Annotated in this window: 27 protein-coding genes; 15 read left to right on the top strand and 12 right to left on the bottom strand. The window is 57.3% G+C overall.

Going from position 1 to position 25,013, the window contains the following annotated elements; translation table 11 throughout:
* The first annotated feature begins 35 nt into the window (after nt 1-35).
* From tsaB to rnd, 4 genes are all read left to right on the top strand, one after another.
* Nucleotides 36-737 (top strand): tRNA (adenosine(37)-N6)-threonylcarbamoyltransferase complex dimerization subunit type 1 TsaB, encoded by a 702-nt coding sequence (tsaB, locus tag ACP3TA_RS19705; RefSeq protein WP_170853002.1) that lies wholly within the window; start codon nt 36-38, stop codon nt 735-737.
* Between the two features lie 101 nt (nt 738-838).
* Nucleotides 839-1,429: a Slp family lipoprotein gene (locus ACP3TA_RS19700; RefSeq protein ID WP_021503867.1), complete on the top strand. Its 591-nt coding sequence runs from the start codon at nt 839-841 to the stop codon at nt 1,427-1,429.
* Nucleotides 1,430-1,638: 209 nt separating this feature from the next.
* Nucleotides 1,639-3,327, top strand: a complete 1,689-nt coding sequence (gene fadD, locus ACP3TA_RS19695; protein ID WP_033643344.1) for a long-chain-fatty-acid--CoA ligase FadD — start codon at nt 1,639-1,641, stop codon at nt 3,325-3,327.
* Between the two features lie 81 nt (nt 3,328-3,408).
* Nucleotides 3,409-4,530, top strand: a complete 1,122-nt coding sequence (gene rnd / locus ACP3TA_RS19690; RefSeq protein ID WP_096242316.1) for a ribonuclease D — start codon at nt 3,409-3,411, stop codon at nt 4,528-4,530.
* 237 nt (nt 4,531-4,767) lie between these two features.
* Here the strand turns inward: rnd and minE are convergent, their stop codons facing one another.
* Genes minE through minC form a run of 3 tightly spaced genes read right to left on the bottom strand, consistent with a single transcriptional unit; the run spans nt 4,768 to nt 6,574 of the window.
* On the bottom strand, nt 4,768-5,037 hold the full coding sequence (gene minE, locus ACP3TA_RS19685) for a cell division topological specificity factor MinE (protein ID WP_004932303.1): 270 nt from the start codon (nt 5,035-5,037) through the stop codon (nt 4,768-4,770).
* Between the two features lie 3 nt (nt 5,038-5,040).
* On the bottom strand, nt 5,041-5,853 hold the full coding sequence (minD, locus tag ACP3TA_RS19680) for a septum site-determining protein MinD (RefSeq protein ID WP_004932300.1): 813 nt from the start codon (nt 5,851-5,853) through the stop codon (nt 5,041-5,043).
* A gap of 25 nt (nt 5,854-5,878) precedes the next feature.
* A complete protein-coding gene (gene minC, locus ACP3TA_RS19675; RefSeq protein ID WP_033650952.1) occupies nt 5,879-6,574 on the bottom strand; it encodes a septum site-determining protein MinC in 696 nt (231 codons plus the stop codon).
* 136 nt (nt 6,575-6,710) lie between these two features.
* On the opposite strand from minC, the gene ACP3TA_RS19670 reads away from it, so the two are divergent.
* From ACP3TA_RS19670 to ACP3TA_RS19655, 4 genes are all read left to right on the top strand, one after another.
* Complete coding sequence (locus ACP3TA_RS19670; RefSeq protein ID WP_033643340.1) at nt 6,711-6,983, top strand: YcgL domain-containing protein; 273 nt, start codon at nt 6,711-6,713, stop codon at nt 6,981-6,983.
* Nucleotides 6,984-7,011: 28 nt separating this feature from the next.
* Nucleotides 7,012-8,034 carry a lytic murein transglycosylase gene (locus ACP3TA_RS19665; protein WP_046687238.1) on the top strand — a complete coding sequence of 341 codons (1,023 nt, stop codon included), beginning with the start codon at nt 7,012-7,014 and terminating at the stop codon, nt 8,032-8,034.
* 58 nt (nt 8,035-8,092) lie between these two features.
* Entirely contained in the window at nt 8,093-8,749 is a 657-nt protein-coding gene (locus ACP3TA_RS19660; RefSeq protein WP_033643338.1) for a fumarylacetoacetate hydrolase family protein, read from the top strand.
* A 122-nt stretch (nt 8,750-8,871) separates the two neighbouring features.
* Nucleotides 8,872-9,318: a YcgN family cysteine cluster protein gene (locus tag ACP3TA_RS19655; protein WP_025159803.1), complete on the top strand. Its 447-nt coding sequence runs from the start codon at nt 8,872-8,874 to the stop codon at nt 9,316-9,318.
* A gap of 118 nt (nt 9,319-9,436) precedes the next feature.
* Here the strand turns inward: ACP3TA_RS19655 and ACP3TA_RS19650 are convergent, their stop codons facing one another.
* From ACP3TA_RS19650 to nhaB, 3 genes are all read right to left on the bottom strand, one after another.
* Entirely contained in the window at nt 9,437-10,198 is a 762-nt protein-coding gene (locus ACP3TA_RS19650) for an aspartyl/asparaginyl beta-hydroxylase domain-containing protein (protein WP_033643337.1), read from the bottom strand.
* 649 nt (nt 10,199-10,847) lie between these two features.
* On the bottom strand, nt 10,848-11,378 hold the full coding sequence (dsbB, locus tag ACP3TA_RS19645; RefSeq protein ID WP_033643335.1) for a disulfide bond formation protein DsbB: 531 nt from the start codon (nt 11,376-11,378) through the stop codon (nt 10,848-10,850).
* A gap of 120 nt (nt 11,379-11,498) precedes the next feature.
* Nucleotides 11,499-13,064 carry a sodium/proton antiporter NhaB gene (nhaB, locus tag ACP3TA_RS19640; RefSeq protein ID WP_033643334.1) on the bottom strand — a complete coding sequence of 522 codons (1,566 nt, stop codon included), beginning with the start codon at nt 13,062-13,064 and terminating at the stop codon, nt 11,499-11,501.
* 243 nt (nt 13,065-13,307) lie between these two features.
* Between nhaB and fadR the strand changes: the two genes are divergently transcribed.
* Complete coding sequence (gene fadR / locus ACP3TA_RS19635; RefSeq protein ID WP_033643333.1) at nt 13,308-14,027, top strand: fatty acid metabolism transcriptional regulator FadR; 720 nt, start codon at nt 13,308-13,310, stop codon at nt 14,025-14,027.
* A gap of 57 nt (nt 14,028-14,084) precedes the next feature.
* Here fadR and ACP3TA_RS19630 read toward each other — a convergent pair whose 3' ends face one another.
* Nucleotides 14,085-15,620 carry a SpoVR family protein gene (locus ACP3TA_RS19630; protein WP_033643331.1) on the bottom strand — a complete coding sequence of 512 codons (1,536 nt, stop codon included), beginning with the start codon at nt 15,618-15,620 and terminating at the stop codon, nt 14,085-14,087.
* Nucleotides 15,621-15,918: 298 nt separating this feature from the next.
* Between ACP3TA_RS19630 and zinT the strand changes: the two genes are divergently transcribed.
* A complete protein-coding gene (zinT, locus tag ACP3TA_RS19625; RefSeq protein WP_033643330.1) occupies nt 15,919-16,569 on the top strand; it encodes a metal-binding protein ZinT in 651 nt (216 codons plus the stop codon).
* A 46-nt stretch (nt 16,570-16,615) separates the two neighbouring features.
* Here the strand turns inward: zinT and ACP3TA_RS19620 are convergent, their stop codons facing one another.
* On the bottom strand, nt 16,616-16,933 hold the full coding sequence (locus ACP3TA_RS19620; protein WP_033643329.1) for an antibiotic biosynthesis monooxygenase family protein: 318 nt from the start codon (nt 16,931-16,933) through the stop codon (nt 16,616-16,618).
* A gap of 534 nt (nt 16,934-17,467) precedes the next feature.
* Between ACP3TA_RS19620 and ACP3TA_RS19615 the strand changes: the two genes are divergently transcribed.
* Together ACP3TA_RS19615 and dadX are read left to right on the top strand one after the other, a co-directional pair.
* Nucleotides 17,468-18,772, top strand: a complete 1,305-nt coding sequence (locus ACP3TA_RS19615) for a D-amino acid dehydrogenase (RefSeq protein WP_046687235.1) — start codon at nt 17,468-17,470, stop codon at nt 18,770-18,772.
* 76 nt (nt 18,773-18,848) lie between these two features.
* On the top strand, nt 18,849-19,922 hold the full coding sequence (dadX, locus tag ACP3TA_RS19610; RefSeq protein WP_033643327.1) for a catabolic alanine racemase DadX: 1,074 nt from the start codon (nt 18,849-18,851) through the stop codon (nt 19,920-19,922).
* Between the two features lie 8 nt (nt 19,923-19,930).
* Here the strand turns inward: dadX and ACP3TA_RS19605 are convergent, their stop codons facing one another.
* From ACP3TA_RS19605 to ACP3TA_RS19595, 3 genes are all read right to left on the bottom strand, one after another.
* Nucleotides 19,931-21,124, bottom strand: coding sequence for a Bcr/CflA family efflux MFS transporter (locus ACP3TA_RS19605; RefSeq protein ID WP_206196482.1), 1,194 nt, complete (start codon nt 21,122-21,124; stop codon nt 19,931-19,933).
* A gap of 77 nt (nt 21,125-21,201) precedes the next feature.
* A complete protein-coding gene (locus tag ACP3TA_RS19600; RefSeq protein ID WP_426784406.1) occupies nt 21,202-21,762 on the bottom strand; it encodes a 3'-5' exonuclease in 561 nt (186 codons plus the stop codon).
* 306 nt (nt 21,763-22,068) lie between these two features.
* Entirely contained in the window at nt 22,069-22,551 is a 483-nt protein-coding gene (locus tag ACP3TA_RS19595) for a hypothetical protein (protein ID WP_033643322.1), read from the bottom strand.
* A 225-nt stretch (nt 22,552-22,776) separates the two neighbouring features.
* On the opposite strand from ACP3TA_RS19595, the gene ACP3TA_RS19590 reads away from it, so the two are divergent.
* The gene (locus ACP3TA_RS19590; protein WP_033643321.1) at nt 22,777-23,073 is read left to right on the top strand and encodes a hypothetical protein; all 297 of its coding nucleotides are present in this window, start codon (nt 22,777-22,779) and stop codon (nt 23,071-23,073) included.
* A gap of 159 nt (nt 23,074-23,232) precedes the next feature.
* Here ACP3TA_RS19590 and ACP3TA_RS19585 read toward each other — a convergent pair whose 3' ends face one another.
* Complete coding sequence (locus ACP3TA_RS19585; RefSeq protein WP_033634815.1) at nt 23,233-23,409, bottom strand: GhoT/OrtT family toxin; 177 nt, start codon at nt 23,407-23,409, stop codon at nt 23,233-23,235.
* A 395-nt stretch (nt 23,410-23,804) separates the two neighbouring features.
* Here ACP3TA_RS19585 and ACP3TA_RS19580 point away from each other — a divergent pair, with 395 nt between their 5' ends.
* The gene (locus tag ACP3TA_RS19580) at nt 23,805-24,143 is read left to right on the top strand and encodes a hypothetical protein (protein ID WP_426784405.1); all 339 of its coding nucleotides are present in this window, start codon (nt 23,805-23,807) and stop codon (nt 24,141-24,143) included.
* A 140-nt stretch (nt 24,144-24,283) separates the two neighbouring features.
* Entirely contained in the window at nt 24,284-24,973 is a 690-nt protein-coding gene (locus tag ACP3TA_RS19575; protein ID WP_033643320.1) for an alpha/beta hydrolase, read from the top strand.
* The last annotated feature ends 40 nt before the right edge of the window (nt 24,974-25,013 follow it).

Genomic DNA, 25,013 nt, shown 5'->3' with positions numbered 1-25,013 from the left:
TGAAAAACCCAGTTTTATTCCCGCCAGAGGTTGGCATGTCCACGCGAATTTTAGCGATCGATACCGCGACGGAAGCCTGTTCCGTCGCCGTCTGGAATCAAGGCGAAATCCACGCCCTGTTTGAGCTGTGCCCACGCGAGCATACGCAACGTATTTTACCTATGGTGCAGCAGGTGCTGGCGGAATCCGGCCTGGCGCTCAACCAGCTCGATGCGCTGGCCTTCGGCCGCGGCCCCGGCAGTTTTACCGGGGTGCGCATCGGCATCGGCATCGCTCAGGGCCTGGCGCTGGGCGCCGATCTGCCGATGATCGGCGTTTCTACGCTGCAAACCATGGCGCAGGGCGCCTGGCGCGTCAGCGGCGCGGAGCGTGTGCTGGCGGCGATCGATGCGCGTATGGGCGAGGTCTACTGGGGGCAGTTCGAACGTCAGGCCGACGGCCGCTGGTTGGAAAGCGAAGGCGAGGCGGTGCTGTCGCCGGCGCAGGCGCTCGAGCGTGCACGGCGCCTGCAGGGCGAATGGGCCCACGTTGGAACCGGCTGGCAAACCTACCCCGATCTGGTCAACGGTTCCACGCTGAGCGTGCGCGACGGCCAGATGCTGTTGCCGCAGGCGGAAGACATGCTGCCGCTGGCGCTGCACGCCTGGCAACAGGGGCTGGCGGTGGCGGTGGAAAACGCCGAGCCGACCTACCTGCGCAATGAAGTGACCTGGAAAAAACTGCCGGGCCGCGAGTAATCGCGGCGTTATTGTGCTGATGTTGATGCCGGGCGATGAAGGCCTGCAACTTGAGCGCTGAAACGCGGTCAAAGTTACAGGCATTTCAGGAGATTGCGACCATGTTAATCCGCACTGCAAGTAAAAAGCTGTCGCTGCTGGCCGTCGCCTGCGGCGCGCTGGTTCTGACCGGGTGCGTCACCGTACCGGATGCGATCAAAGGCTCCAGCCCTTCGCCGGTGACTCAGCTTTCCTCGGTACAAAATGCACCGAACCTGTTTACCGGCGCGGAAGCCCGCTTCGGCGGCACCGTGGTGAACGTCGCCAACGAACAAGGGCGCACGCTGCTGGAGATCGCGGCGGTGCCGCTCGACAGCGGTGCGCGGCCGATACTGGGTGAACCGTCGAACGGCCGCTTGCTGGCCACGGTGAACGGCTTCCTCGAACCGGTCGATTTCAAAGGCCAATTGGTGACCGTCGTCGGCCCTATCACCGGCCTGAAAGAGGGGCGGATCGGCATGACGCCATATCGCTTCGTAACGATGAACGTGACCGGTTTCAAGCGCTGGCATCTGGTACAGCAGGTGGTGATGCCGCCTGCGCCGATGGGCCCTTGGGGCTGGCGCGGTGGCCCGTGGGGACCCGGCTGGGGCGCAGGCTATGGCTGGTACAACCCCGGCCCGGCACAGGTGCAAACCATCGTAACCGAGTAACATACGCTTGATGTGAACAAATTTGACAGGGCGGCTCAGGCCGCCCTTTTGTTTTTTGGGATAAGGAATATCCGACAATTAGTGACGTACATCGCAACCTGAGTAATGTTTAAAACCCGAACTGGTCTGCTGAGTTAAAATATTGTTATGGTTAGGCTGCGAGTTTGAGGGCTGCGATGATAATTAGTAATGATTTCAGGAGTAATACCTTGGATAAGGTCTGGTTAAAACGGTATCCGGCAGATGTGCCCGCAGAGATTGATGCCGATCGCTATTCGTCGTTGATCGAAATGTTTGAGCATGCCGTGCAGCGCTATGCCGATCAGCCCGCCTTTATCAATATGGGCGAGGTGATGACCTTCCGCAAACTGGAAGAACGCAGCCGGGCTTTCGCGGCTTACCTGCAAAATGAGCTGGGCCTGAAGAAGGGCGACCGCGTCGCGCTGATGATGCCTAACCTGTTGCAATACCCCATTGCCCTGTTCGGCATTCTGCGTGCCGGCATGGTGGTGGTCAACGTCAACCCGCTGTATACCCCGCGCGAGCTGGAGCACCAGTTGAACGACAGCGGCGCCAGCGCCATCGTCATCGTCTCCAACTTTGCCCATACGCTGGAAAAAGTGGTGTTCAACACCCAGGTCAAACACGTGATCCTGACGCGCATGGGCGATCAGCTGTCGGCTGCCAAGGGCACGTTGGTCAACTTCGTGGTCAAATACGTTAAGCGTCTGGTGCCGAAATACAACCTGCCGGACGCCATTTCCTTCCGCAGCGCGCTGCAGCGCGGCCGCCGTTTGCAATATGTAAAACCGGACATCATTAATGCCGATCTGGCTTTCCTGCAATACACCGGCGGCACCACCGGGGTGGCGAAGGGGGCGATGCTGACTCACCGCAACATGCAGGCCAACCTTGAGCAAGCCAAGGCCGCCTATTCGCCGCTGTTCCGTGAAGGGCAGGAGCTGGTGGTGACGGCGCTGCCGCTGTATCACATTTTCGCGCTGACGGTGAACTGCCTGCTGTTTATCGATCTGGGCGGGCGCAATTTGCTGATCACCAACCCGCGTGACATTCCGGGCCTGGTGAAAGAATTGGGCAAATACCCGTTCACCGCCATGAGCGGGGTAAATACGCTGTTCAATGCGTTGCTGAACAACGAAGACTTCCACAAGCTCGATTTCTCTACGCTGCGTTTCTCGGTCGGCGGCGGCATGTCGGTGCAAAAATCGGTGGCCGAGAAGTGGGAGAAAACCACCGGCAAACACCTGCTGGAAGGTTACGGCCTGACGGAGTGCGCGCCGCTGGTGGCCGGCAACCCTTACGATCTTAAACATTACAGCGGCAGCATCGGTCTGCCGGTGCCGTCGACGGACATTCGGTTGGTGGACGACAACGGCCATGACGTGCCGCCGGGCGAGCCGGGCGAACTGTGGGTCAAAGGGCCGCAAGTTATGTTAGGCTATTGGCAGCGCCCGGATGCCACCGACGAAGTGCTGAAAGACGGCTGGCTGGCGACCGGTGATGTGGTGACCGTGGACGATCAGGGATTTGTGCGCATCGTCGACCGCAAGAAAGACATGATCCTGGTATCGGGTTTCAACGTGTATCCGAACGAGATTGAAGATGTGGTCAGCCAGCACCCGAAAGTGCTGGAATGTGCGGCAATCGGCGTGCCCAGCGAGGCCTCCGGCGAAACGGTGAAGATCTGCGTGGTGAAGAAAGACGCCTCGCTGACCAAGGAAGAGCTGTTGACCCATTGCCGACGCCACCTGACCGGGTATAAAGTGCCTAAAATTGTTGAGTTCCGCGATGAACTGCCGAAGTCGAACGTCGGCAAGATTTTGCGGCGAGAATTGCGCGATGAGCAAAAAGCGCCTAAGCCGGCCGATGCCGCCTAGGTTTTGCTTTCGCGTCAGCCTATCAACAACGCCGGTGAATGCCGGCGTTGTTGTGTTTGAATCCTACAAGAGAATGATGTTTTGAATTATCAGTTGATCACTACCGATGCCGGATTGCAGCAGGTCTGCGAGCAGGCGAGAAAGCATGCCCAGGTTGCGCTGGACACCGAGTTTGTCAGAACGCGTACCTACTATCCGCAGCTGGGCCTGATCCAGCTTTACGACGGTGAACAACTCTCCCTTATCGATCCTCTGCCGATCAAGCACTGGCAACCGTTTGTCGAGCTGCTGGCCGACACCGCCGTGGTGAAGTTTCTGCATGCCGGCAGTGAAGATCTTGAAGTGTTTCTCAACGCCTTTAAAACGCTGCCGACGCCGATGATCGACACTCAGATCCTGGCGGCCTTTACCGGTCGGCCGCTCTCCTGCGGCTTTGCGACGCTGGTGGCGGAGTACATGAAGGTTGAACTGGACAAGAGCGAGTCGCGCACCGATTGGCTGGCGCGCCCGCTGACTGAAAGACAGTGCGTGTATGCGGCCGCCGACGTGTTCTACCTGCTGCCGATGGCCAAACAGCTGGTGCAGGAGACTGAAGAGGCCGGCTGGACCGCTGCGGCCAATAACGAGTGCTTGCTGCTGTGCCAACGCCGTAGCGAGGCGCTGGCGCCGGAAGTGGCCTATCGCGAAATCAGCAATGCCTGGCAGTTGCGCCCGCGTCAGCTGGGGTGCCTGCAGAAGTTGGCGGAATGGCGGTTGCGCCAGGCGCGCGAGCGCGATCTGGCGGTGAACTTCGTGGTTCGCGAGGAGAACCTGTGGCAGGTGGCGCGCTTTATGCCGTCTTCGCTGGGAGAACTGGATTCGCTGGGCCTGAGCGGGCCGGAGATCCGTTATCACGGCAAAACGCTGTTGGCGCTGGTGGCCGAAGCCGAAGCGCTGGAGGAGTCCGAGTTGCCGGCGCCGTTGGCTAACCTTATCGATCAGCCGGGCTACAAGAAGGTGTTTAAGGACATCAAGGCCGCTATCGCCAGCGTCAGCGAGCAAAGCGGGTTGAGCAGCGAGCTGCTGGCATCCCGTCGCCAAATTAACCAATTGTTGAACTGGCATTGGAAACTGAAGGACGGCGAGAGTCGCCCTGAATTAATCAGCGGCTGGCGCGGCGATTTATTAATGGCGCCGTTGCAGGACATCCTGAAAGATTATTAATCGCTGGTTATCACCAGGGCAGGGTAGGGAAACTCTGCTCGGGTGAATATAGGCAGGAAATAATGCGTTGAAGGTAAATCTGGCCAGAATTTACTTTAAACGAGGTGGCGGCAAAGTTAATTGGGAATTGTCCCAAAGGGAAAAATCGATTTTTTGCTGCCGATAATGCTTAATAACTGGATACACATACAGTTACCCCCTGCATAAAATATACAGGGGGTAATTAATGCGTCGCAATCATTTAGCTGCTTCTTCCGATTCCGGTAATGTCACGTTAAGTTCAAGTACCGAAATATCGTCCCCTTTCTGCTCGAACTGCACATGCAGCATTTCAGGATCGATCTGAATGTATTTGCAAATAACCGCCAGAATATCGCGTTTCAAATCAGGCAGATACGGGGGCTCACTGTCCCCGCGACGACGCTCTGCGACGATAATCTGCAGCCGTTCCTTGGCTATATTGGCTGTCTGTTTTTTGCGGGACAGAAAGAAGTCTAATAAGGCCATGGTTTATCCCCCAAAAAGGCGTTTCAGGAAACCCTTCTTCTCTTCTTCAATGAAGCGGAATGGGCGTTCTTCCCCCAACAAGCGGCAAACGGTATCGTCATACGCCTTACCGGCGTCTGACTCGGCATCCAGAATGACAGGCTCACCCTGGTTGGAAGCACGCAGTACGGACTGGTCTTCCGGGATCACACCCACCAGTGGAATGCGCAGGATTTCCAGCACGTCTTCCATGCTCAGCATGTCGCCACGGCTGACGCGGCCCGGGTTGTAACGGGTCAGCAGCAGGTGTTCCTTGATAGGCGATTCGCCTTTCTCGGCGCGGCGCGATTTGGAGGAAAGGATGCCCAGGATACGGTCGGAGTCGCGTACCGAAGAGACTTCCGGGTTGGTGGTGATGATAGCTTCGTCGGCGAAATACAGCGCCATCAGCGCACCGGTTTCGATACCGGCCGGTGAGTCGCAGACCACGAAGTCAAAATCCATCTCGCCGAGATCGTTGAGGACTTTTTCAACGCCTTCACGGGTTAACGCGTCTTTGTCGCGTGTCTGCGAAGCCGGCAGGATATAGAGGTTTTCAGTGCGTTTGTCTTTGATCAACGCCTGATTCAGCGTGGCGTCGCCCTGAATCACGTTCACGAAATCATAAACTACCCGACGTTCGCAGCCCATGATCAGGTCAAGATTACGCAGGCCGATATCGAAATCGATCACGACGGTTTTCTTGCCTTTCTGGGCCAGGCCGGTAGCGATGGCCGCGCTCGAAGTGGTCTTGCCAACGCCCCCTTTACCCGATGTAACAACAATAATGCGTGCCATGAAATGGATTCCTTGTCAAAAGGGCTTAATTTAAAGGTTGTATGGTTAAAGCGTTATCCAACAGGCTGAGTCGTACGGCCTGCCCGACGTAATCGGACGGGATTTGGTCGCTCAACCAGTACTGCCCTGCGATAGAGACTAGCTCAGCCGCCAGGTGGGTGCAAAAAATCTGACATTGCGTGTCGCCTGACGCGCCTGCCAGCGCGCGACCGCGCATCATGCCGTAGACATGAATGTTGCCGTCGGCAATCAGTTCGGCGCCGGCGCTAACGCTGCTGGTCACGATAAGATCGCAGTTGCGGGCGTAAATCTGTTGGCCGGAACGGACAGGGGTGCTGATGATACGCGTTTTGGCGGGGGCGTTGTCCGCCACCACGGGCGCAGGTGCAGGCTCCGGCGCCGCCATTTTCTGGCCTCTGCCTTCGCTCAACAGCGGCAGCCCGGCACGGGCTATCGCGCGCTTTTGACGCTCATCTCTGCAACCGCTGATACCCACAACGCGCAGACCTGCCGCCGCGACAGCCTGTTGAAGTTCTTTCCAGTTCGCATCGCCATCCAGCGTTGCGACGTTGATAACAACAGGGGCGTTTTTCAGAAAAGCGGGCGCTTGCTCAACTTTTTCCTGTAACGCCTGGCGTATTACCTCGGGCTGCGAATTATGCAAATGAACAACCGATAGGGTAAAACTGCTGCCTTTTAGCTCAATTGGCGATTGTGACATCTATCCTGACTCAGTCTCAGCAACTTTAAATCCCCGGAATACCACTCGGGGTGCGATATTCCGATGTACTATAAGCATGTTATAGTCAGAGTTATATCCAGGCAAGACGCTCCCTCAATTAAATAGAGTTAAAAAAATGCTTTGTGTGATCTATAGAAGCCCGAAACGCGATCAAACTTATCTTTATGTCGAAAAAAAAGACGATTTCTCTCGTGTGCCGGAAGCGCTGATGAAAAGTTTCGGCGTACCGCAATTCGCCATGATGCTTTCACTCGATGAACGCAAGAAATTGGCCTCGGCGGATATCGAAAAGGTGAAGCAGGCGCTGAAAGACGAAGGTTATTACCTGCAGTTCCCGCCGCCGGTGGAAAACCTGCTCAATCAGCATTTGGCGGGCGACAAGGCCTGAGACCGCCGCCACGGTCAGGGGAGGCATGATGACACGTTCGGCGAGAAGTACCGCGTTGGCCGTTTGGCTGGCGCTGGGCGGTGCGATGATGCCGGGCGCACCGCAGGCGGCGCAGGAGACGACGCTGGCGACCAGCGGGCGCGATCCGGCGCAGTTCCCGGCGTATGTCGAGCAACTGAAGCGCCGGGCGCGGGAACAGGGCATCAGTCAGGCCACCCTTGACCGCGCCTTTGCGCAAATCCATTTCGTCGATCGGGTGATCAAGGCCGATCGCAATCAGCCGGAGCAGAAGATCACGTTGGACGATTACCTGCGGCGGGTGATGTCGCCCGCCAAGGTGCGGCAGGGGCGCGAACTGTACCGGCAGCGCCATGCGCAATGGCTGCGGGCCAGCGAACGCTATCGGGTGCCGGGGCGCTATATCATCGCGCTGTGGGGCATGGAGAGCGCCTATGGCAAGATCCAGGGGCGGGAGGACGTGGTGTCCGCGCTGGCGACGCTGGCGTTCGAAGGGCGCCGCGAGGCCTTTTTCAGCCGGGAGCTGCTGGCGGCGTTGCAGATAGTCGAACAGGGGCACGTTGGCGATACGTCGCTCAAAGGGTCCTGGGCCGGCGCGATGGGGCAATGTCAGTTTATGCCAAGCTCCTTCCTGCGCTATGCGGCGGACGGCGACGGTGACGGGCGCATCGATATCTGGAATAACATTGACGACGTTTTCGCGTCCACGGCCAGCTACCTGTCCAAAGAGGGCTGGCAGCCCGGCATCGGTTGGGGGCGCGAGGTCAAACTGCCCGCCGGCTTCAATCGAGCCGAACTGGGCCTGAAAGACGCGCAGGCGCGCAGCGTCAACGACTGGCAGAAACGCGGCGTGCGCCGTGCGGATGGCCGCGCGTTGCCGCACGCCGTGCAGCGCGGCTGGATCATCGCGCCGGATGATCTGCAGGGGCGGACCTTCCTGGTCTATGATAATTTCCGCACCCTGATGCACTGGAATCGCTCTTACTATTTCGCTATCGCCGTGGGTATGATGGCAGACGCGATCGGGCATTGATCCGGCACACCAATAATCGGCTTGGCGCGCCAAGCCTCTACAGTTTGGGAGAAGCGGTATGTATCAACACAGAGACTGGCAGGGTTCGCTGCTCGATTTCCCGGTGAACAAGGTGGTCTGCGTCGGCAGCAACTACGCCGATCACATCAAGGAAATGGGCAGTGCGGTGTCCGTCGAGCCGGTGGTGTTTATCAAACCGGAGACGGCGTTATGCGATATCCGCCAGCCGGTGGCCATCCCTAAAGAGTTCGGTGCGGTGCATCATGAGGTAGAGCTGGCGGTACTGATCGGCACGCCGTTGAAGCAGGCCAACGAAGATCGCGTGGCGCGTGCGATTGCCGGTTACGGCGTGGCGCTTGATCTGACGCTGCGCGATCTGCAAGCCGGTTTTAAAAAGGCCGGTCAGCCCTGGGAGAAGGCCAAGGCCTTCGACGGGTCTTGTCCGATGTCGGGGTTTATCCCGGTGGCGGAATTCGGCGATCCGCAAAACGCCGAGCTGTCGTTGACGGTCAACGATCAACTGCGCCAGCAGGGCAATACGCGTGACATGATCACGCCGATCCTGCCGCTAATCAGCTACATGAGCCGTTTCTTCACGCTGCGCGCCGGCGACATCATCCTGACCGGCACGCCGCAGGGCGTAGGCCCGATGGCTTCCGGCGACATGCTGAAAATCAGTCTGAACGGTAAAGCGCTCAGCACCCGGGTGATCTGATCGCTGTTCGCCGCCGGCATCGTCGGCGGCAAAACTTGCATCTCGCGGCTAAAATGTCTATATAGTCCCCCCTCGAACCTGTGCGCAGGTGAGTTATCCATTTACCGAAACCGGACGCTAACATGTCACAACTCGCTTTTTGGCAACAGAAAACGCTGGCGGAAATGTCAGAACAAGAGTGGGAATCGCTGTGCGACGGGTGCGGGCAATGCTGTTTGAATAAGCTGATCGACGAAGATACCGACGAGATTTATTTTACCAACGTAGCCTGCAACCAGCTCAACATCAAATCCTGCCAATGCCGTAACTACGAGCGGCGCTTCGAGCTGGAAGAGGACTGCATCAAATTGACGCGCGAAAACCTCACCACCTTCGATTGGTTGCCGCCGACCTGCGCCTATCGCCTGATCGGCGAAGGCAAGCCGCTGTTCCCCTGGCACCCGTTGCTGAGCGGCTCCAAGGCGGCGATGCACGGTGAGCGCATCACGGTGCGGCATATCGCGGTGCGCGAGAGCGAAGTGGTGGACTGGCAGGACCATATCCTCAACAAGCCGGACTGGGCCAGATAACGCCGGCCCCCTTGCGCAGCAAGGCGCGTTTTCATGCAAGAGGGCGGCGTGTCAGGACACGCCGCCCTCTGCAATTGCGCTAACCGGCAGGCGTGAGGTTATGGCATAAGCCGTCACTTCACTCCTTTTTGTCGCGGCGGCGCCAGTTGGCCAGATTTTTCAGCGGCTGCTTCACGTAAGGGCTGGCTTTAATCAGGCTGAACAGCAGTTTATTTACCGCCGTCCCCACTTTGTCCATCGGCCGGTCGATATCGAGAAACAGCACCGCACGCAGTTCGTCGGTATCATTGCGCACCTCGTGTTCATAAGAGTCATCAAACAAAATGACCTTGCCTTCATCCCAGTGCAGGATCTGATCGTCGACGCGGATCCAGAGCTTTTCCCGATCCTTTGGCACGATCAATCCCAAATGCGCGCGCACCACGGCACGAGTCGGGCCTTTGTGGGGGACGATGTGATAGTGCGGCTTAAGAATCGAGAACATGGCGGTGCGCATGCCGGGGATCTCGCTGACCGCCTGTGCGGTGTGCGGACAAATGGCGCAGTTCTCATCAACGCGCTGCCCGTAGACAAATAGCCCGAAGGTTTTCCAATTATCCCCTTTGGAGATGCGTTTCTGATCCGGTGATATTTGGTGGAACGCGGGGATGTCCTCCGGATGCTCCAGTAACCGATCCAACTCCTGGCGAATGGCAGGCCAACGGGCTTCCAGCGCCGTCACCCAATTAAATTCATGATTACCGATCCGCGGCGTGGTGGAGATGAGCGAATGGCGAGTCTGAAATTCGCCGTTCCAGCGCAGGAATTTTTTCCCTGCTTTGAGCAGCATGCGCCGCAGGAACGGGCGCTGAGACGTGGGGGGAAATGTGCTATCCGGCATAAATCGTGTCCTTGATATCATTGGCCTACTGCATTCAGCATAAGGAAAGAATCACGGACGATTTTAATCATTAGTGCGCGAACGTTGGCCGATGAGTGATACCGCGCAGAGTTAAATTTGAATGATTTATTTAAAGGCAGCGGGGACTGACGGTTGGGGGAGAAGGAAAAAAGCCCCTGCAAAGATGAGGGGCAAGACACACAACAACACCAGGGAAATCGGTAGTACTCACTTTGCCGATACTATAAGGATTTTATGGGCAAACTTCACCAAAATATTGTGCTCTGAATGTGACAAAGACGCAGTCGTTCATAAATAACGGTAATTTATTGATGCCCGCAGGCCGTGAGGAAAGTGCCTGCACAGCATGTGTTGGCCCGCTGGCAACGCAGAAGTTTAATGTTATGTAAATTACGCGCTTAATCGAGCCAGGATGCTTCTTTTTAAACGATAAGTTGGGTAATTTGGCCGCTCTCCCGCAAGTTCGAGAGCATAACAATGAAAATGGTCCGTCTGTTTGCCGTAGCTGGGGCACTGATCGTGCTCGTTTACTTCCTTACACATACCTGAAATGGGGTTATCTCTGAATTCAACAGTAATACCCTAAAAAAACGGCGCCCTGAGGCGCCGTTTTTTGTTTGTTGGCCTATCAGCGGCCGAACAAATCGCGGCGGCGTGGGCGAACAAATTGCGCGATCAGCACAATCAGCGCCACCAGCAGATAGGCACCGAAGATACCCACCAGCCACTGTGGCATTTCCAGCGTCAGGAACTGCCATTGACGCACGGAACAGTCACCGGAAGCGTGGAACACCGCAGGCAGCCATTTATCCAGCGGCAGCCAGGACGGGAAGCTGACGAAGAAATCGCAGGTATTGAACGGCGAGGGGTGCAGTTGGATCATGGTGTGTTTCCACGCCAGCTGTACGCCTTCCCAGGCGCTGTAGATCCACAGCAGGATCGCCACATAGCGCAGCGGCGTTTTCGGCGCGATGGCGCCCACCAGTGAGGCGCCGAGGATGCCGAACAGCGCGCAACGCTCGTAAATGCACATGACGCAGGGCTGCAGCAGCATAACGTGCTGGAAATAGAGCGCGACCAGTTCCAACACCAACGCTGTCAGGGCCATCAGCAGCCAGGCGCCGCGTCCTTGTGAACAGCGGTTAAAGAATTGCAACATATCTAGATTCTTCCATGCAGTAAGCAATTGAACCGGCAGTGTAAACCAATTCCCCCTCGCTGCCAGCCACCTGGGCCGGTTTCAGCGTAAAAATAGTCGGTTTACCCTGCCGGCGCCGCATCAGTGGCCGATGGCGTCGACAGGCGGCAGCGTCAGCCAGTGCCACTGTGTCAACAGTTCGGTCGCCGGCTCCAGCGTGAACTGTACGCACAGCAGGCCGACCACGGTCAATACGATCGTATAAGGCAGAGCCATCCACACCATGCGGCCATACGACAGACGCACCAGCGGCGCCAAGGCCGACGTCAAAAGGAACAGGAACGCCGCCTGGCCGTTGGGGGTCGCGACCGAAGGCAGGTTGGTGCCGGTATTGATGGCGACCGCCAGCAGTTCGAACTGTTTCAGCGCAATGGCGCCGGTTTCCAGCGCGGTGCGCGCTTCGTTGATGTAAACCGTGCCGACGAATACGTTGTCGGAAACCGACGACAGCAGACCGTTGAACAGGTAGAACAGCGAAAGCTGAGAAGCGGGCTCGGCGCGCAGTACAAACTGGATCACCGGGCTGAACAGGTGTTGCTCAATGATCACGGCCACCACGGTGAAAAATACCGTCAGCAGGGCGGTGAACGGCAGCGCCTCTTGGAACGCTTTGCCGATGGCGTGTTCGTCGTTCACGCCGCACAGCGATGTGGCGAGAATGATGACCGACAGGCCGATCAGCCCAACTTCCGCCAGGTGGAAGGCCAGCGCCAGCACCAGCCAAACGCCGATCAGCGCCTGCATCACCAGCTTGAGCCTTTCTTGCTTGCTGCGGCCTGCGGTGGCCTTGCGATCATACTCTTTCAGCACCTCACGCACCGCTTCCGGCAGTGGCGTGCCGTAGCCAAACAGGCGAAAACGCTCTACCAGCCAGCAGACCAGCAGGCCGCATGCCAGCACCGGCAAAGTGACCGGCGCCATCCGCAGGAAGAAGTCGATAAAGCCCCAGCCCGCGCTTTTGGCGATGATCAGGTTCTGTGGCTCGCCCACCATGGTCATGACTCCGCCGAGCGCGGTGCCGACGCCGGCGTGCATCAGCAGGCTGCGCAGAAAGGCGCGGAATTGCTCCAGCGTCTGCTTGCGCTCTTCGCCGGTGAAATCGCTGTCATCGCCGATGTCGCCGTCGGAGCGGTTCGACGTCACATTGTGATAGATGGAATAGAACCCCGTGGCGACGCTGATCACTACCGCGACGACCGTTAGCGCATCGAGGAAGGCGGAAAGGAAGGCGGCCGCCAGGCAGAACGCCAGCGACAGCAGCGTTTTCGAGCGGATATTGAGCAGCAGTTTGGTGAACACGAACAGCAGCAGTTGCTTCATAAAGTAGATGCCGGCCACCATAAAGACCAGCAGCAGCAGCACTTCCAGATTGTGTTCGATTTCTTGCGAAACCTGCGCCGGGCTGGTCATGCCGATGGCCACGGCCTCCAGCGCCAGCAGGCCGCCCGGCAGCAGCGGGTAACATTTCAACGCCATCGCCAGGGTAAAGATGAACTCGATCACCAACAGCCAACCCGCGAGAAACGGGCTGGCGAAAAAGAACACCAGCGGGTTGATCGCCAGGAAAATGAGAATGGTCAGTTTGTACCAGTCGGGAGATTGCCCCAGGAAGTTTTTGAGCAGGGCGCTGCGCAGGGTTGTTTCCATTGTCCTTTATGCATCCTTAAATCAGTCGTAGCACGTACCCTAACAACGCGGCGGGGGCGGGCGCAACCGGAGCTTGTTTTACGGCGGCAAATTTCTCAGGGCCGGTGTTTTTGCGCGTTTTTTGCCACTTTATGCACACTTTCGTTTATTGTTTTTCGCTCACGCTATGTCATGTCTGTGTGATCTGGTATGATGAGCTGATTACTTTTACTGATTTTATCGTCGCAACGGAACGTCAAACACATGGTCATAAAGGCGCAGAGTCCTGCCGGTTTCGCGGAAGAGTACATTATTGAGAGTATTTGGAATAATCGCTTCCCCCCTGGCTCTATTTTGCCCGCGGAGCGTGAGCTTTCGGAGTTGATTGGCGTCACGCGCACCACGTTACGTGAAGTGTTGCAACGTCTGGCCCGCGATGGCTGGTTGACCATACAGCATGGTAAACCGACCAAAGTGAACAATTTCTGGGAAACGTCCGGCCTCAATATCCTTGAGACCGTGGCTCGTCTCGATCACAAAAGCGTCCCGCAGCTGATCGATAACCTGCTGTCCGTGCGTACCAATATCGCGTCGATCTTTATTCGCGCTGCGGTGCGCAATCATCCTGAGCAGGCGCAGGAAGTGCTGGCGAAAGCCGCCGAGGTGGAAGATCAGGCGGATGCCTTCAATGTCCTGGACTATGAGATCTTCCGTGGTCTGGCGTTCGCTTCCGGCAACCCGATCTATGGCCTGATTTTCAACGGCCTGAAAGGGCTGTACACCCGCGTGGGCCGTTACTACTTCTCCAACCCGGAAGCGCGCAAGCTGGCGCTGACCTTCTACAGCAAGCTGTCTACGCTTTGCCATGAGAAGCTGTACGACCAGGTGATGGACACCGTGCGCAACTACGGTAAAGACAGCGGGGCGATTTGGCAGAGCATGCAGGGCACCATGCCGAGCGATCTGACCGAAGCGCGCCGCTGATGCCGTGCGAATGGCATAATAAGGGCGCCGTGTTGGCGCCCTTTGTCGTTATGGCGGTTACAGCGGCGTAGGCCGCGGCGGGCAGCGGTCGAGCAATTCCACGCTTCCGTCTTCGTTTTGCTGCTCGAGGATCACGTCGAAGCCCCACAGGCGATGCAGGTGCTTCAACACGTCGCGGCGGCTCTTATCGAGCGGCGCGCGCTCCTGCGGGATGTAGCGCAGCGTCAGCGAACGGTCGCCGCGCAAGTCTACGTTCCAGATCTGAATGTTCGGCTCGTGGTTGCTCAGATTGTATTGAGCCGACAGCTCCTGGCGGATTGCCCGGTAGCCCGCTTCGTTATGGATCGCGGCAATTTCCAGGTAGTTGTTGCGATCGTCGTCCAGCACGGTAAACAAGCGGAAGTCGCGCATCACTTTGGGCGACAGGAACTGGCTGATAAAGCTCTCATCCTTAAAGTCGCGCATGGCGAAGTGCAACGTGTCCAACCAGTCTTTACCGGCGATGTCCGGGAACCAGTAGCGATCTTCCTCGGTCGGCGATTGGCAGATGCGCTTGATGTCCTGGAACATGGCGAAGCCCAGCGCGTACGGGTTGATGCCGTTATAGTATGGGCTGTTGTACGGCGGCTGATAAACCACGTTGGTGTGGCTGTGCAAAAACTCCAGCATGAACCGCTCGGTCACCCGGCCTTCGTCGTAAAGATGGTTAAGGATGGTGTAGTGCCAGAAGGTCGCCCACCCCTCGTTCATTACCTGGGTCTGTTTTTGCGGGTAGAAATATTGGCTGACTTTGCGCACGATGCGCAGCACCTCACGCTGCCACGGTTCCAGCAGCGGCGCATTCTTCTCGATAAAATAGAGGATATTTTCCTGCGGTTCGCTCGGATATCGGCGCGCCTGCTCAGGTGACTCTTCGCGCTCGACGCGTGGCAGGGTCTTCCACAGCGTATTCACCTGGCTTTGCAGGTACTCTTCGCGGCTTTTCTGGCGCGCTTTTTCTTCCACCAAAGAGATTTTTTGCGGGCGTTTGTACCTGTCGACTCCGTAGTTCATCAGCGCATGGCAGGAGTCCAGCAGCCGTTCCACTTCTTCGACGCCGTAGCGTTCTTCGCACTGGCTGATGTAGTGGCGAGCAAACAGCAGGTAATCGACGATGGAGCTGGCGTCGGTCCAACTGCGGAACAGGTAGTTATTCTTGAAGAACGAGTTGTGGCCATAGCAGGCGTGCGCCATCACCAGCGCCTGCATGGTGATGGTGTTCTCCTCCATCAGGTAGGCGATGCAGGGATTGGAGTTGATGACGATTTCATACGCCAGCCCTTGCTGGCCCTGTTTGTAGCGCTGCTCGGTTTCGATGAATTTTTTGCCGAAGGACCAATGGGTATAGTTGATCGGCATGCCGACGCTCGAATAGGCGTCCATCATCTGTTCTGAGGTGATCACCTCGATCTGATGGGGGTAGGTGTCGAGCCGGTAATGCTTGGCGACGCGGTCGATCTGCTCCAAATACACCTGCAGCAGTTCGAACGTCCAGTCCGGTCCATCGCTCAGACGTTTATCATCCTTAACCTTGTCATGTGTTGAAGTAGTCATCAGCGCACCCTCATTATTCACGGGCCTTGCTCAAACGGCAGACCCTGTAACAAGCATAGTTCAAGTCATAATTAACCATTGCAAATCAGTGAAATAAAAATGCCGGTACGCAAAGGGGCGAACGGCGGTCGATCCGGCGCCCGTCCCGGCAGAAGGCGGTGCAACACCGCGCATCTTCTCCGAGTATAGCCCTGCGGCAGGGGCGTGCAACACATTGCCTGCTGTGCGACAGGGATTGAAAGCTGTTATGTTATATTGTAACTTTTCATTTTTCTCAATAACGGACAAGGAGCGCGTTTTGACGAGGCATTTGGGCAAATTGGCAGTGGCGCTGGCGGCGCTGTTCATCAGTGGGCAAACGTTGGCTCACGGGCATCATTCACATGGCAAGCCGCTGACGGAAGTGGAAAAAAAGGCGGAGGGAGGCGTGTTCGACGATAAGGACGTCAAAGATCGCGACCTGGCGGATTGGGAGGGCGTATGGCAATCCGTGTATCCGTATCTGATCAATGGGGATCTTGACCCGGTGTTCAAGAAGAAAGCGGCGCAGGATAAGAGCAAAACCTTCGCAGAGGTGAAGGCGTATTACCGCAAAGGTTACGCCACCGATGTGGATACCATTGGCATTGAGAACGGTATCATGGAATTTCACCGTGGCGACCAATCCAGCGCCTGTCAGTACAAGTACGCCGGGCATAAGATCCTAACGTATGTCTCCGGTAAGAAAGGCGTGCGTTATCTGTTCGAGTGCCAGGATGCCGACAGCCAGGCGCCGAAATTCGTACAGTTCAGCGATCACATTATCGGGCCGCGCAAATCGGCGCATTTCCATATCTTTATGGGCAACACGTCGCAGGAGGCGTTGCTGAAAGAGATGGATAACTGGCCGACCTACTACCCATTCCAGCTGCAGACCAAAGAAGTCGTGGACGAGATGCTGCATCATTGATGCTTCTCTCTTCTGCCACCACAAGCCCGCACGCGTGGGCTTGTGGTCAGTCGAACGACCTGATTTGCAGGTAATCGTCCGTGACGTCCATTTCAAATAGCGTTTCATCCGCCAATAAAGTGGCGCGCATACGATCCCGAGCCGCTCGGTACCGTTCATCCAGCTGAATATCACCGGCGTTTTCCCATGCCGAGCGGCTTGGCCACTGCGCATAGCCGATATATTTGCCGTTCACCTCCCGATGCAGGCGCGAGCCCAGGCTGCCGCGTTGCTGATAGATGCCCTGCGTCAATTCAAGCCAGGCCTGGCGAAAAGCGTGTTCGTGTCCGGTTTTGACTGAGAACTGATAGAGAGCGATGAACATGCGAGGTTCTCCTGAATAGCGACAGTATGAACTCTGGGCGCGGCTGGGGGCTTGAACGTTCATATCGTGCTGCAGCGAAAACAAGATGGCGCCACAGTGAACGCCGCTTTATTCCAACAGTAAAAATAAGGCTATTAAGGGCTGAAAATTTACGCGATTTTTCTGCTGCAGCGGGTGGTGCCGTTATTTGCCAGTTGTTTTGGTATTTTTTGTTTTTGTGGTTTTTTATTCTATTTATAGGTTAGCTGATATTTTTATATTCTGTTAAATCCATGTTGATTATCACGCCAATTTTCCATGACATCAATGATAGCAATGCTAGCGAATCAGGGGTGACCTCGCGCCATAAACCCCCTTAAACCGTATCTTATCGCTATTTTCTGGCGGCTATTGCAAATGCGCGGGCCATCGACGATAAATTAATTGTGAATATTGTCACGTTTGATGACGAAGTTGTTGGACGGATTTTTTCACTGAGTTAATTTCCTGTTAGCAGAAGATTGTGCTTTGTGAAGCCTTGGGCTGGAGTCAGCGATGCGAGTGGTAATTTTAGGTAGTGGAGTGGTGGGCGTAGCCAGTGCCTGGTATTTGGCGAAGGCTGGGCATGAGGTGACGGTGATCGATCGTCAGCCTGGCCCGGCACTGGAAACCAGCGCGGCGAACGCCGGGCAGATTTCACCGGGCTATGCCGCTCCCTGGGCGGCGCCGGGCGTGCCGCTGAAGGCCATTAAGTGGATGTTCCAACGCCATGCGCCGCTGGCGATCCGTCTCGACGGCAGCAGCTTCCAGCTGAACTGGATGTGGCAGATGCTGAAAAACTGCAACACCGAACACTACATGACCAACAAAGGCCGCATGGTGCGCCTGGCGGAATACAGCCGCGACTGCATCAAGGCGCTGCGGCAGGAAACCGGCATCCAGTACGAAGGCCGTCAGGGCGGCACGCTGCAGCTGTTCCGCACCCAACAACAGTTCGAAAACGCCGCGAAAGATATTGCGGTATTGGAAGATGCCGGAGTGCCTTACCGATTGCTGGAGGCCGGCCAACTCGGCAGCGTTGAGCCTGCGCTGGCGCAGGTGGCGCACAAGCTGACCGGCGGCCTGCAGTTGCCGAACGACGAAACCGGCGATTGCCAACTGTTTACGCAACAGTTGGCGAAGATGGCTGAGCAGGCGGGCGTGACCTTCCTGTTCAACCGCAGCGTAGACCGTCTGTTGGTGGAGGGGGACAAGATCGCCGGCGTACAGTGCGGCGAGGAAGTGTTCAAAGCCGATAGCTATGTGGTGGCGTTCGGTTCGTACTCCACGGCGCTGCTGCGCGGCCTGGTGTCTATTCCGGTTTACCCGCTCAAGGGCTATTCGCTGACGATCCCTATCGTCGATGAGGCGGCGGCGCCATTCTCTACGGTACTGGATGAGACGTATAAAATCGCCATCACGCGCTTCGACCAGCGCATTCGCGTCGGCGGCATGGCGGAGATCGTCGGTTTCAATACTCAGCTGGAGCAAAAGCGGCGAGAAACGCTGGAGATGGTGGTGCGCGATCTCTACCCGAACGGCGGCAGAGTGGAAGAGGCGACGTTCTGGACCGGCTTGCGCCCGATGACGCCGGACGGCACGCCGATCGTCGGCCGCACCTCGTTGAAAAACCTGTACCTCAACACCGGGCATGGCACGCTCGGCTGGACCATGGCCTGCGGTTCCGGGCAGTTGTTGTCCGATCTGATGTCCGGCATTACGCCGGCAATCCCTTCCGATGACCTGGCGGTGGCGCGTTACAGCGCCGGATTTCGCCAGCAACACGCGGTTCCGCTGAACGACGTGCATCCCGCACGTTAATCGTCGACGCTGTCATAGACTTTTTCGGCCACGCGCAGGCGCGCATGGCCGCTGTACGCTGCCCCAAGGAGAAGCGATGCCCCGTCCGATAACCGCCACGATGCATCTCGGTGCAATTGAAAACAACCTGCAGGTGGTGCGCCGTTTCGCCCCCGGCGCCAAAGTCTGGGCGGTGGTCAAGGCCAACGCCTATGGCCACGGCATCAAACACGTTTGGCGCAGCATGGCGCACACCGACGGCTTCGCCATGCTGGATCTGGCCGAAGCGGTGTTGCTGCGCGAGTCCGGTTGGCAGGGGCCGATCCTGTTGTTGGAAGGCTTCTTCCAGCGACAGGATCTGGCCTTGCTCGATCGTTATCGCCTGACGACGGCGGTGCACAGCGACTGGCAACTGGCGGCGATCGCCGACGCAAAGCTGAGTGCGCCGCTTGATGTCTATCTGAAAGTGAACAGCGGCATGAATCGGCTGGGGTTTGCGCCCGAGCGCCTGCATGAGGTGTGGCGCAGGGCGCAGGCTGTCGCCAATATTGCCGAGCTTACGCTGATGAGTCACTTCGCCACCGCCGACGGGCCGGAAGGCGTAACTCAACAGATGGCCACCATCGAGGCGGCGGCGGCCGATGTACCGCTGCCGCGTTGCCTGGCCAACTCGGCCGCTACGCTGTGGCATCCTGCGACCCACGGCAGCTGGGTGCGCCCTGGGATCATTCTCTATGGCGCTTCGCCGAGCGGATGCTGGAACGATATCGCATCGACGGGGTTGCAGCCGGCGATGACGCTGAGCAGCGAGATCATCGGCATTCAGCAGCTGAAGTCTGGAGATCGCGTGGGCTACGGTGGCCGTTACAGCGCCGCCGGCGCGCAGCGTATCGGCGTGGTGGCCTGCGGTTATGCCGACGGCTATCCGCGTCATGCGCCGACCGGAACGCCGGTATGGGTCGATGGCGTGCTGACACGCACCCTGGGAACGGTATCGATGGATATGCTGGCGGTGGATTTGACGCCCTGTCCCCACGTTGAACTGGGCGCCGAGGTGGAGCTGTGGGGAAAACGCCTGCCGGTGGACGAGGTGGCCACGGCGGCAGGGACGTTAGGCTATGAACTGTTGTCGGCGTTGGCGGCACGGGTGCCGGTCGTTACCGAAGCCTGAGCCGCGGCTCAGGCGACTTTTCTGATCTGTCCTTTAATCTGCTTGCTGAGCCGCCGCGCGTGCAGCGCCAGCAGGCAGCCCGCCAGCATGACCAAAGCCAGCGACAGCTTCGGTTGCAGCGGCAGCGCCATCGCCAGCAGCCCCAGCGCGGCGCCCCCGGCCATCTGTACGAAACCGACCAGTGCGGACGCGACGCCGGCCTCATTGGAGTACGGTTCCAGCGCATAACTGGTGGCCGGGCCCATCACGAACGCCAACCCGGCGCAGGCGCTGGCGACCGGCAGCATATACGCCAGCCAGTGCGCTTGCGCCGCCGCGGGAAGCCACATGACGCCCAGCAGCAGGCCCAGGCAGCCCAACCCCATCAAAATGCCGCCGGTCGCCAGACAAACCGGGCGGCCGACTTTGTGGATGATGCGGTTAGCGAAGAAGCTGACCAACATGATCCAGAAGCCGTTGGCGCCGAACACCAACGAGAATTGCAGCGGAGTCAGGCCCGCAGTGCCCATCAGCACGTTAGGCGCCAGAGAAACGTAGGTCAGTGCCATGCCCATCGCCCCGGAGTTCACCACCGCGAAAGAGAGGAAACGCCGTTCGCTGAGGATGCGCGCGTATTGGCGCACCGGCAGCCCTTTGACCGGCACGGTGTCGGCGGGGCGAGTTTCCGGCAGGCGCAGCGCGATGAGCACCAACACCAGCAGCGCGTAACTGGCCAGGAACCAAAAGGGCGCGCGCCAGCCGAAGGCTTCGGCGAGCAGGCCGCCGAGCAGCGGCGCCAATGCCGGGATGATGTTCAGCGTGCCGTTGAGAAAGCCGAAGGCGCGGGCGGCGTCGTCGCCATTCAGCCGATCGCGCACGCCGCTGAAGGCGACGACGGCGGTGCAACAGACCGCAACCCCTTGCAACAGGCGCGACGCGATGAAGATCGTCGGGCTGGTGGCCAGCGCCGCCATTGCCGCGCCGATCGTGTAGAGAATAATGCCGGCCAGCGCCACCGGTTTGCGGCCATAGTTATCCACCAACGGACCGGCGATGATTTGACCGAGGCCGAGCACCAGAATAAACAGCGAAATGGTGGATTGGATCAGCGCTTCACTGCTGCCCAGGCCGACGGCGATGGCGGGAATGGTGGGCAGATAGAGATCGATGCCCAATGGGCCGAGCAGCACCAGGCTGAGAAGCAGAAACAGGAACTTTTGCATAGCAGGAAAGGCACGTCCGAGTGACAAAGAGGGCTAGAGTAGAGATTCTGGCGGCAAATGAAAAGGGGCAAAGCGGGTCAGCGCTGCGCTCCCGGGCGGAGATAAAGCGCCGAGACGGTATCGGCCACATAACGGGCCTGATGGCGAGCGTCATCCAACGCGCGATGCGGCATGCCTTCGAACGGACGGGTTTTTTTAGGGTTAAAGCCGTGCAGTTCCGCCAGCGTTATCACCGTGCGCACATCCTGGGTATCCCAGAATTTCCACGGACAGGGCATCTCCAACTGCTGGAAGGCGTGTTCGAGGATCGCGCAGTCGAACTCTTTACCGTTGCCCCAGACCTTTACCGTATCGGTGCTGTTCATATGGATAAAACGGCTGAGACTGCTCAGCACGCGCTTGAGGCTCTCGGTGCCGCCGAAGGCCAGCTTGCGCGCTTCATCGGATTGTTTCGCCCACCAGGCAACCGTGTCCAGGCTTATGGTTCGCCCCGGCTGATCTTTCTGGCTGCTGACGGCGGCCTCGAATTCGGCGCCGAGTTCGCCGGTGCGGGGATCGAAAAACACCGCCGCGACCACCAAAATCACGGCGCTGGGTTTTGTATCCAGGGTTTCAAGGTCTAACATCAGATGGTGCATCGGCGTTTCCGGTGGTTGGCGTGGTGGCTTAATGTTACTACAGAACGTGCGCCGATGCGGCCAGTGCGCACATGAAATCCTTTTAAAGCGCCTCGTTCAGGTTATGATGCTGGAGATACTCTTGTCAGGTTGGTCGCTATCGGTGAGAACGCTTATCTTTATTTTGTGCATGGTTGGCTACTTGCTGCTGCTGGGCTACCTTAGCGTGTTCGTCACGGACAAGATCTGTGAGAAGGCAGGCAACTACACCAAAATATGCCGCATCGTAGACATTTCAGAGCCCCATATCCCCAGATAGCACCGCGTTTAGCCGAGGTAATCGGTGGTGATCAGCGGGGTCAGGATTGCCGCCAGCGCCGCGAGCGTCGTCCATTGCCGCCAGCCTAGGCGAGCCAGCCAGTCATGCCGCTGTGGCGGCGTGGCCAGCTGCCCGACGGCCACGGTGCCGGTCAGCAGCAGCGTCAGAATCAGCAGCACCAGGCCACGGCTCACCAGCGTGAACTCAATGTGCAGCACATTGGCGTAATACAGGCGCATCAGAATAAAATAGCCCAACAAGATCCAGGCGAAAACGACGTTTTTCTTGAGCACCTGTTGCAACATCAGCGCGAGAAACAGGCTGTGAAACAGCGATAGCAGCGGGGCTTCGATCGGATGCCGAACGCAGACGTTGTAGACCGCCATGTAAATGTTGAAAACCAGCAGGATATAGATCACGTAAATATACCAGCCGTAGATCACTTTGAGTTTTTTGGCGCTCGGCGGCAGGGAGAGTGCGTCCGGTTTCATTAGGGCCTCCTGATGACGCCACGCAAACGCTGCAGTTGAAGGCGGCGCGTCGGCATCGTAATTTATAATCCACAGGGTATATATCACCCGAGCGCTAAATGAGAATTAAACGCTGAACCGGCTTTATTCCCGCGTTTGCGCGGAACTATTTTTGGCCCGCAGGGTCGATTGGCGAGCGATCGCCAGGCGATTCTCGCACTGAGATGAAGCAAGCAATACGCTGATATGAAAGATTATAAAAACACGCATGGCACCAGGCTGCTGCTGATATTCACCCTGGCGTTTTACATCCTGTTGCCGCCTGTGCTGACCGCCTGCGTCTTCACCCGTTTCAATCTTAATCCCTTCGCGATCGTCAAATTCTTGCACTTTAATCCGTTCTTCGCCGATCGGGGCATACCCGGTTATCAGACTTTCCTCTACCTGCTGATGCTTTGGTTGGGGGGGAATATTTTGCTATGGCTGATGGTATGGGGCGCGGGGCGGCTGTACCGCCGTTGGCGATCGCGGCGCGGCGAATAGTCTACCCCCAAGTAAAACGTTACGCGGGGAAATGGCCTTTCATTTAACAATGCGCCGTATCGTCACTTGTTTCGCTGGTGAGGGGCAGCGTCGTCGGCTGACCCATTCCATTAGCACGGCTGTTTAAAAGCATCCGTGGCGGCACAGCCGGTTAGGGCGTTAGAACAGCGAAAACAGCAAGACGACCGGCAGACTCAACGGCCAGGTTAACCCGATGGTCAGCGCGCTGATGCAACGAATTTTGACGGTGTCCCTGCTTACCAGGTAGGTGAAAATCATTGAAACTAACAGACCAATAAAATAACAGTATTGCGTTGCAACCCACAGCGACGACATGAAACTCGATCCCAGTTGTATTTTTACGCGCGAATTCTAGGAGCTTGGCGGGCGATAATCAATGACCGAAGGCCGTTAATTCATGCCTTTATCCATAAGAATGCATAATTTATTTCTATAAAGAATGTAAGGTTATTAACGGCTTTATGCTTATTACGAAAAGAAATCAACAACATAGTTACCGGTAACATTTTAAGGTTGTCAGCCTGATTTCAGGCGGGAACGGTGTGAAGAAGGAAAATAGTCATTCAGACGTCCGGAAACGCGACGAGGTTATAACTCATAAATTTTATTGATGTTTCAGTGGGCAAGCAGACGAAGGCGAGATCGCGTTGCGCCGGCGAGCTTTGGGTTCTTTTTTTTAGCTGTCGGCGGGCGAATGATGGGATAGAAACATGCGGGGAGAGGGGTTTTTAGCGCATCGTCCGGATGCGCTGCCGGTCAGCCAGGAAGGGGGGGTTGGTGTTGCTGTAGGTTTAATGAATGTTAAGACCGTAGACGAACAGCCACGAAAACAGCAGCGCCAGCAGGCATGTCATCAATACGATGGAGATCATTTCCTTCACAACTTCATTCCTTTTCCCGATGAACCAAATTTACTTGTCTTTGTTTTTGCGTGGGATTTTAGATCGGTATGGGTAAAAATCCTAGTTTTAATCCCGTTTTTTGCACTGGCGCCACGGCGTACGCTGCCTCGGCAAGTCATGACGATGCCTGTAAACCGAGCGCCTTAACCCGTCGTAGCTATTGCCGAATACCGCAGTGCTAACTATATAAATGGAGATCGCGCGACGTCGCCGGCTGCAAGGCGCGTCCCTGTAGGGCGGCTGTTGATCAGTCTACAGCGCCTCCAAATGAGATGAAGAGGTCGGCAATGAGCACAAAACCAACCATCGTGCTGGTGCACGGATTCTGGGGCGGCGCCGCGCACTGGAGTAAGGTGATTATCGAGTTGTCGCGCAGGGGCTATTCGGCGATTCATGCGGTGGAAATGCCGCTGACCTCACTGGCTGAGGATGCGGAACGGGCGCGCAAGATGGTCGCGCAGCAAGCGGGACCGGTATTGTTGGTGGGGCACTCTTACGGTGGCGCGGTGATCACGGAAATGGGCAACCAGCCTAACGTGGTCGGCCTGGTCTACATTGCCGCGTTTGCCCCGGATGCCGGTGAAAGCCCCGGTGGCATTACGCAAGCGCATCCTCCTGCGGCAGTCGCGAATCTGATTCCGGACAGCGACGGTTATCTGTGGATCAAGAACGACAAGTTTCACGAAAGCTTTTGCCAGGATCTTACCGCCGACGAGGCTCTGGTGATGGCGGCGACGCAGAAGGCGCCATTGGCCGATACCTTCGGCAACCCCCTCGGTGAGCCCGCCTGGAAACATAAACCGTCGTGGTATCAACTCTCCAGCGACGACCGTATGATAGCGCCGGAGAACCAACGGCGTATGGCGCAGCGGCTGCAGGCTAAGAAAGTGATGGTGCTGAAGGCCAGTCATGCCTCGCTGGTTTCCCATGCCGATGACGTGGCGGGATTGATTGACGAAGCGGCCGGTTCAAAATAAAACCCGGGCAGAAACGCGCTTCGGGCCAGAAAAGAGGCAC

It is taken from the genome of Serratia sp. 2C06, assembly GCF_050037615.1.
In the GTDB taxonomy this organism is placed as follows: Bacteria; Pseudomonadota; Gammaproteobacteria; order Enterobacterales; family Enterobacteriaceae; genus Serratia; species Serratia ureilytica.
Note: the sequence above shows the minus strand (reverse complement) of the source record. Positions and strands in the feature narration are given on the sequence as shown.

Bases quoted from the DNA above. Each gene is read 5' to 3' on its own strand.
- ACP3TA_RS19580 (WP_426784405.1), top strand. From the start codon at position 23,805: ATGCGGGGAGAGGGGTTTTTAGCGCATCGTCCGGATGCGCTGCCGGTC.
- ACP3TA_RS19600 (WP_426784406.1), bottom strand. From the start codon at position 21,762: ATGCACCATCTGATGTTAGACCTTGAAACCCTGGATACAAAACCCAGC.
- ACP3TA_RS19665 (WP_046687238.1), top strand. From the start codon at position 7,012: ATGACACGTTCGGCGAGAAGTACCGCGTTGGCCGTTTGGCTGGCGCTG.
- ACP3TA_RS19585 (WP_033634815.1), bottom strand. From the start codon at position 23,409: ATGTCGTCGCTGTGGGTTGCAACGCAATACTGTTATTTTATTGGTCTG.
- nhaB (WP_033643334.1), bottom strand. From the start codon at position 13,064: ATGGAAACAACCCTGCGCAGCGCCCTGCTCAAAAACTTCCTGGGGCAA.
- fadR (WP_033643333.1), top strand. From the start codon at position 13,308: ATGGTCATAAAGGCGCAGAGTCCTGCCGGTTTCGCGGAAGAGTACATT.
- minD (WP_004932300.1), bottom strand. From the start codon at position 5,853: ATGGCACGCATTATTGTTGTTACATCGGGTAAAGGGGGCGTTGGCAAG.
- ACP3TA_RS19700 (WP_021503867.1), top strand. From the start codon at position 839: ATGTTAATCCGCACTGCAAGTAAAAAGCTGTCGCTGCTGGCCGTCGCC.
- minC (WP_033650952.1), bottom strand. From the start codon at position 6,574: ATGTCACAATCGCCAATTGAGCTAAAAGGCAGCAGTTTTACCCTATCG.
- ACP3TA_RS19595 (WP_033643322.1), bottom strand. From the start codon at position 22,551: ATGAAACCGGACGCACTCTCCCTGCCGCCGAGCGCCAAAAAACTCAAA.
- ACP3TA_RS19620 (WP_033643329.1), bottom strand. From the start codon at position 16,933: ATGTTCATCGCTCTCTATCAGTTCTCAGTCAAAACCGGACACGAACAC.
- dsbB (WP_033643335.1), bottom strand. From the start codon at position 11,378: ATGTTGCAATTCTTTAACCGCTGTTCACAAGGACGCGGCGCCTGGCTG.
- ACP3TA_RS19655 (WP_025159803.1), top strand. From the start codon at position 8,872: ATGTCACAACTCGCTTTTTGGCAACAGAAAACGCTGGCGGAAATGTCA.
- ACP3TA_RS19605 (WP_206196482.1), bottom strand. From the start codon at position 21,124: ATGCAAAAGTTCCTGTTTCTGCTTCTCAGCCTGGTGCTGCTCGGCCCA.
- minE (WP_004932303.1), bottom strand. From the start codon at position 5,037: ATGGCCTTATTAGACTTCTTTCTGTCCCGCAAAAAACAGACAGCCAAT.
- ACP3TA_RS19670 (WP_033643340.1), top strand. From the start codon at position 6,711: ATGCTTTGTGTGATCTATAGAAGCCCGAAACGCGATCAAACTTATCTT.
- tsaB (WP_170853002.1), top strand. From the start codon at position 36: ATGTCCACGCGAATTTTAGCGATCGATACCGCGACGGAAGCCTGTTCC.
- ACP3TA_RS19630 (WP_033643331.1), bottom strand. From the start codon at position 15,620: ATGACTACTTCAACACATGACAAGGTTAAGGATGATAAACGTCTGAGC.
- dadX (WP_033643327.1), top strand. From the start codon at position 18,849: ATGCCCCGTCCGATAACCGCCACGATGCATCTCGGTGCAATTGAAAAC.
- ACP3TA_RS19590 (WP_033643321.1), top strand. From the start codon at position 22,777: ATGAAAGATTATAAAAACACGCATGGCACCAGGCTGCTGCTGATATTC.
- ACP3TA_RS19650 (WP_033643337.1), bottom strand. From the start codon at position 10,198: ATGCCGGATAGCACATTTCCCCCCACGTCTCAGCGCCCGTTCCTGCGG.
- ACP3TA_RS19575 (WP_033643320.1), top strand. From the start codon at position 24,284: ATGAGCACAAAACCAACCATCGTGCTGGTGCACGGATTCTGGGGCGGC.
- ACP3TA_RS19615 (WP_046687235.1), top strand. From the start codon at position 17,468: ATGCGAGTGGTAATTTTAGGTAGTGGAGTGGTGGGCGTAGCCAGTGCC.
- ACP3TA_RS19660 (WP_033643338.1), top strand. From the start codon at position 8,093: ATGTATCAACACAGAGACTGGCAGGGTTCGCTGCTCGATTTCCCGGTG.